At 65.7% G+C, this 4,506-nt stretch carries 3 protein-coding genes; all 3 read right to left on the reverse strand.

From position 1 onward, the window contains the following. A partial coding sequence (locus tag H8A92_RS39670) for a circularly permuted type 2 ATP-grasp protein (protein WP_229200690.1) occupies positions 1 to 559 on the reverse strand: 559 nt, incomplete at its 3' end. 20 nt (positions 560 to 579) lie between these two features. Further along, positions 580 to 3,840, reverse strand: a complete 3,261-nt coding sequence (locus H8A92_RS39675; RefSeq protein ID WP_229200691.1) for a transglutaminase family protein — start codon at positions 3,838 to 3,840, stop codon at positions 580 to 582. A gap of 142 nt (positions 3,841 to 3,982) precedes the next feature. Continuing rightward, the coding region (locus H8A92_RS39680; RefSeq protein WP_420831437.1) for a GDSL-type esterase/lipase family protein at positions 3,983 to 4,506 on the reverse strand (524 nt) is incomplete at its 5' end.

Below are 4,506 nucleotides of genomic sequence, written 5' to 3' on the forward strand. Positions count from 1 at the left end.
CGCCGAGCACCCACCAGCGGCCGTCGGGCCCGCGGCCGATGTCGGCGGCATAGAGATGCAGATAGCGGCCGCCCGGCGGCTTGATGCCGCTGACCGCGCGCAGATACTCGCTGCTGCCGGCGATCGCCGCCGCGGGGATCGCGCCCTCAGCAACGAGACGGCCTTCGCCATAGAGATCGGCCAGCACCATTTCCAGCAGCTGCGCGCGTTGCGCGACGCCGGCGGCGAGCTGGCGCCAGTCGGCGGCGTCGATGATCAGCGGCAGGTGGCTGAGCGGCCAGATCCGGTCGGAGGTATCGCCGGGCGCGCGATAGGTGACACCGGCCTCGCGCAGATGGCGGTCGGCGGAGGCAAAGCGGCGCTCGATATCGGCCGGCGACAACGCGGCGAACGCGTCGAAGAAGCGGGCCCAGACCGGTCGCGGCGCGCCATTTTCGGCAATATATTCGTCGGGAATGCCGGGCAGCCGGACATAGTCGCGGGTCCATTGCGCCATCCGGCGCTGACCTGGACGGGCCCTGCTCTCCTGACTACTGCCTTGGCCACCCGACACGGTCATTGCACTTCCCCTGCATCCAATTAGTGCAGGAGCGGCGTTCGCAAGTCGAGGGTCAAGGGAAACTCAATTGTGCGTTCCTCCGGCGGCGGCTCAATCCTGCCGGGGGTGTGGCCGTGCTCCTGGAAGCGCGCCAGCCGCCGCGCCTCGGCCTCATAGGAATTGACCGGCTTGGTCTCGTAGTTGCGGCCGCCGGGATGGGCGACATGATAGACACAGCCGCCGAGCGAGCGGCCGTTCCAGGTATCGATCAGGTCGAACGTCAGCGGCGCGTGCACCGGAATGGTCGGATGCAGGCCGGAGGCCGGCTGCCAGGCCTTGAAGCGGACGCCGGCGACCGCCTCGCCGGAGCGGCCGGTCTCGGTCATCGGCATCCGCCTGCCGTTGCAGGTGACGACGTGCCGGCCCTCGACGAATCCGGTCGCTTTCACTTGCAGCCGTTCGACCGATGAATCGACGTAACGCACGGTGCCACCCGAGGTGCCTTCCTCGCCCAGCACATGCCAGGGTTCGAGCGCCTGCCGCAGCTCGAGGCCGACGCCACCATGATGGACGCGGCCGAAGGCGGGAAAACGAAATTCGAGCTGGGCCTGATACCACTCCGGCTCGACGTCGTAGCCGGATTGCTTGAGCTCGGCAAGCACGCCCAGAAAATCCTCCCAGAGGAAATGCGGCAGCATAAAGCGGTCATGCAGCGCGGTGCCCCAGCGCACGAACTTTCCCTGCTGCGGCTCGCGCCACAGCTTTGCGATCAGCGCGCGGATCAACAGCTGCTGCGCCAGCGACATACGCGGGTCTGGCGGCATTTCAAGCGCGCGGAATTCGACCAGGCCGAGCCGGCCGGTCGGACCGTCGGGCGAATAGAGCTTGTCGATGCAGATCTCGGCGCGATGGGTGTTGCCGGTGATGTCGACCAGGATGTGGCGGAACAGGCGGTCGACCAGCCACAGCGGCGCATCCATGCCCGGCGGCGGCACGTGCGACAGCGCGATCTCCAGCTCATAGAGCCCGTCATGCCGCGCCTCGTCGATGCGCGGCGCCTGGCTGGTCGGGCCGATGAACATGCCGGAGAACAAATACGACAGCGACGGATGCCGCTGCCAGTACAGCACGAGGCTCTTCAGCAGATCGGGCCGGCGCAGGAATGGCGAATCCTCCGGCTTGCTGCCGCCGACCACGATGTGGTTACCGCCGCCGGTGCCGGTGTGGCGGCCGTCGATCAGGAAACGGTTGGCTCCGAGCCGCGTCTTTGCCGAGTCCTCATAGAGACCGAGCGTGATGTCGACGGCCTCGCGCCAGCTCTGCGCCGGCTGCACGTTGATTTCGATCACGCCGGGATCGGGCGTCACCTTGATCACCTCGATGCGTGGATCGAACGGCGGCGAATAGCCTTCGACATGCACCGCGAGCTGCGTTTCTTCGGCGGTCGCCTCGATTGCGGTGATCAGTTCGAGATAGTCGTCGACCTTCTCGACCGGCGGCATGAAGACGCAGAGCACACTGTCGCGGACTTCGATCACCATTGCGGTGCGCACCGGCAGCGGCTCGGGGATGTCCTTCAGCGCCTGCTTCAGCTCCGCGTCGGCAAGCGCCTCGCGCGGCGCCATCGGATCCTGCTCGACGATGTAAGGATAGTCCTCGGGCGTGACATGTTCGAGCGAGCCGATCGGCAGCCGCAGGCCGAGCGGGGAATCGCCAGGTGATGCGAACAGATGGCTGCGTCGGATCTTCCAGTGCTCGCTGCGCCACCGCGCAGGGATTTTGTCGGCGAGCGGCGTCCAGCGCTGGATCGGCAACACAAAGCCCTTCGGCGTCGTCAGTCCCTCGTCGAACACCCGCGCCAGGCGCGCGCGCTCTTCGGCATCCGTCAGCTTGGAGTTGTCGGGCGTGACGTTGGCCGGCAGCCCGGCCTCACGCTGCAGCCAGAACGCCGGGTCTTCATAAGCCGGCATGACATAGTCGGCGCCGAGTCCGAGCTTCTTCGCGGTGCCGACGGCAAAGCGCTCGGCATCGGCCACCTCGGCCTTCCGCGAATTCTCGATGCCCGCGATCAGATCGGCATTCTTCCAGATCGGCTTGCCGTCCTTGCGCCAATAAAGGCCGAATGCCCAGCGCGGCAGGCTCTCGCCGGGATACCATTTTCCCTGGCCGTAATGCAGCAGGCCACCGGGTGCGAACCGCGTCCGCAGCTTGCGGATCAATTCGTCGGCGAGCACGCGCTTGGTCGGACCGACCGCGGCGACGTTCCACTCCGGCGATTCCAGATCGTCGACCGAGACGAAGGTCGGCTCGCCGCCCATGGTCAGTCGCACATCGTCCTTGTTCAGATCGGCATCAACCTGCTCGCCGACCCGGTCGAGCCGCGCCCAGGATTGATCGGAGAACGGCTTCGTGATCCGCGGCGCTTCGCGGATGCGCTTGACGCTCATCTCGAAGCCGAACTCGACATTGGCGAAGCCTGCGGTGCCGGTCACCGGCGCCGCCGAGCGATAATGCGGCGTGGCGCACACCGGGATGTGACCTTCGCCCGTCAGCATGCCCGAGGTGACGTCGAACCCGATCCAGCCCGCGCCCGGCAGATAGACCTCGGCCCAGGCGTGCAGATCGGTGAAATCGCTCTCGACCTCACGCGGCCCCTCGAGCGGATCGATGTCGGGCCGCAGCTGGATGAGATAGCCGGAGACGAAACGCGTAGCGAGCCCGAGATGGCGCAGCGCCTGGATCAGGAGCCACGCCGAATCGCGGCAGGACCCGGAGCCCGCCGCCAGCGTCTCCTCGGGCGACTGGATGCCGGCCTCCATGCGGATGACGTAGCTGATCCTCCTTTGCAGTTGGGCGTTCAGCTCGACCAGAAAATTGACGGTAGAGTCGGCCTGACGCGGAATGTCCTTCAGGTAAGCCGCGAGCAATGGGCCCGGCTCTTCGGTTTCGAGATAAGGCGCGAGCTCGGTCTTGAGATCGGCGGGATATTCGAACGGAAAGCTGTTGGCGTAGGGCTCGACGAAGAAGTCGAACGGATTGACCACCGTCATCTGCGCGGTGAAATCGACCTCGACCTTGAGCTCGGTCGCCTTCTCCGGAAAGACGTAGCGCGCCAGCCAGTTGCCCTGCGGGTCCTGCTGCCAGTTCACGAAGTGATTTGATGGCGTGACCTTGAGCGAATAGCTCAGGATCGGCGTGCGGGTATGCGGCGCCGGCCGGAGCCGAATGGTCTGGGGCCCGAGATCGATCGGCCGGTCGTATTTGTAGTGCGTGACGTGATGCAGTGCGACGAAGATCGACACGGACCAAGGACTCCAGCAGCTTTTTTGAGCAGAACACTGGTTCCCGTATGGATCAAGCACTAACAACGGGCAGCGATTGCCCAGGAAATATCCGCTCGCTGTTCCGACGTCGGCAATTGCCGCGGCAGGTCGCCCTCACCGGCTAGCGGCCGATCGCGCCCGATACCTGCGAAGCGAGCTGCTCGGCGAGCATATGATAGCCCTCGGGGGTCAGATGCACGCCATCGGGCTGATGGGGGAGTCCGCCCAGCATCCCGTTAGCGAGCATGATCACCTTGATGCCGCGGGCACTGAGGCGGCTCTGTATATCCGCCGTCCGGTCAGGGCTGCCCTTGCGCCGGTCGTTGCCGCCGGGCTGCAGGATCACCGCTCGGGTCCCGTTGGGGACCGCACGATCCAGGCGTTGCAGCATCCCTTCCGTGGTGTCGCCGTTGATGCCGGCGTTCACGATACGGACGTTCAATCCCTTGGCCCGCAAGATCGCTTCGAGCTGCGCGGGATAAGCCTGGTTGCGCGCCACGCCTTTACCGAAAGTATTGCTCGCGCCAAGCGCCACGACGGTCGCTGCGTCAGCTGATGCGGCGCCAAGACTCAAAGCGGCAAGAAGTGCGAAGCATCCGATTATTCCGAGCCGACGCACGCGCATGTTTCCTCCGCCCGGTCCGC

It is taken from the genome of Bradyrhizobium acaciae (genome assembly GCF_020889785.1).
Classification (GTDB): domain Bacteria; phylum Pseudomonadota; class Alphaproteobacteria; order Rhizobiales; family Xanthobacteraceae; genus Bradyrhizobium; species Bradyrhizobium acaciae.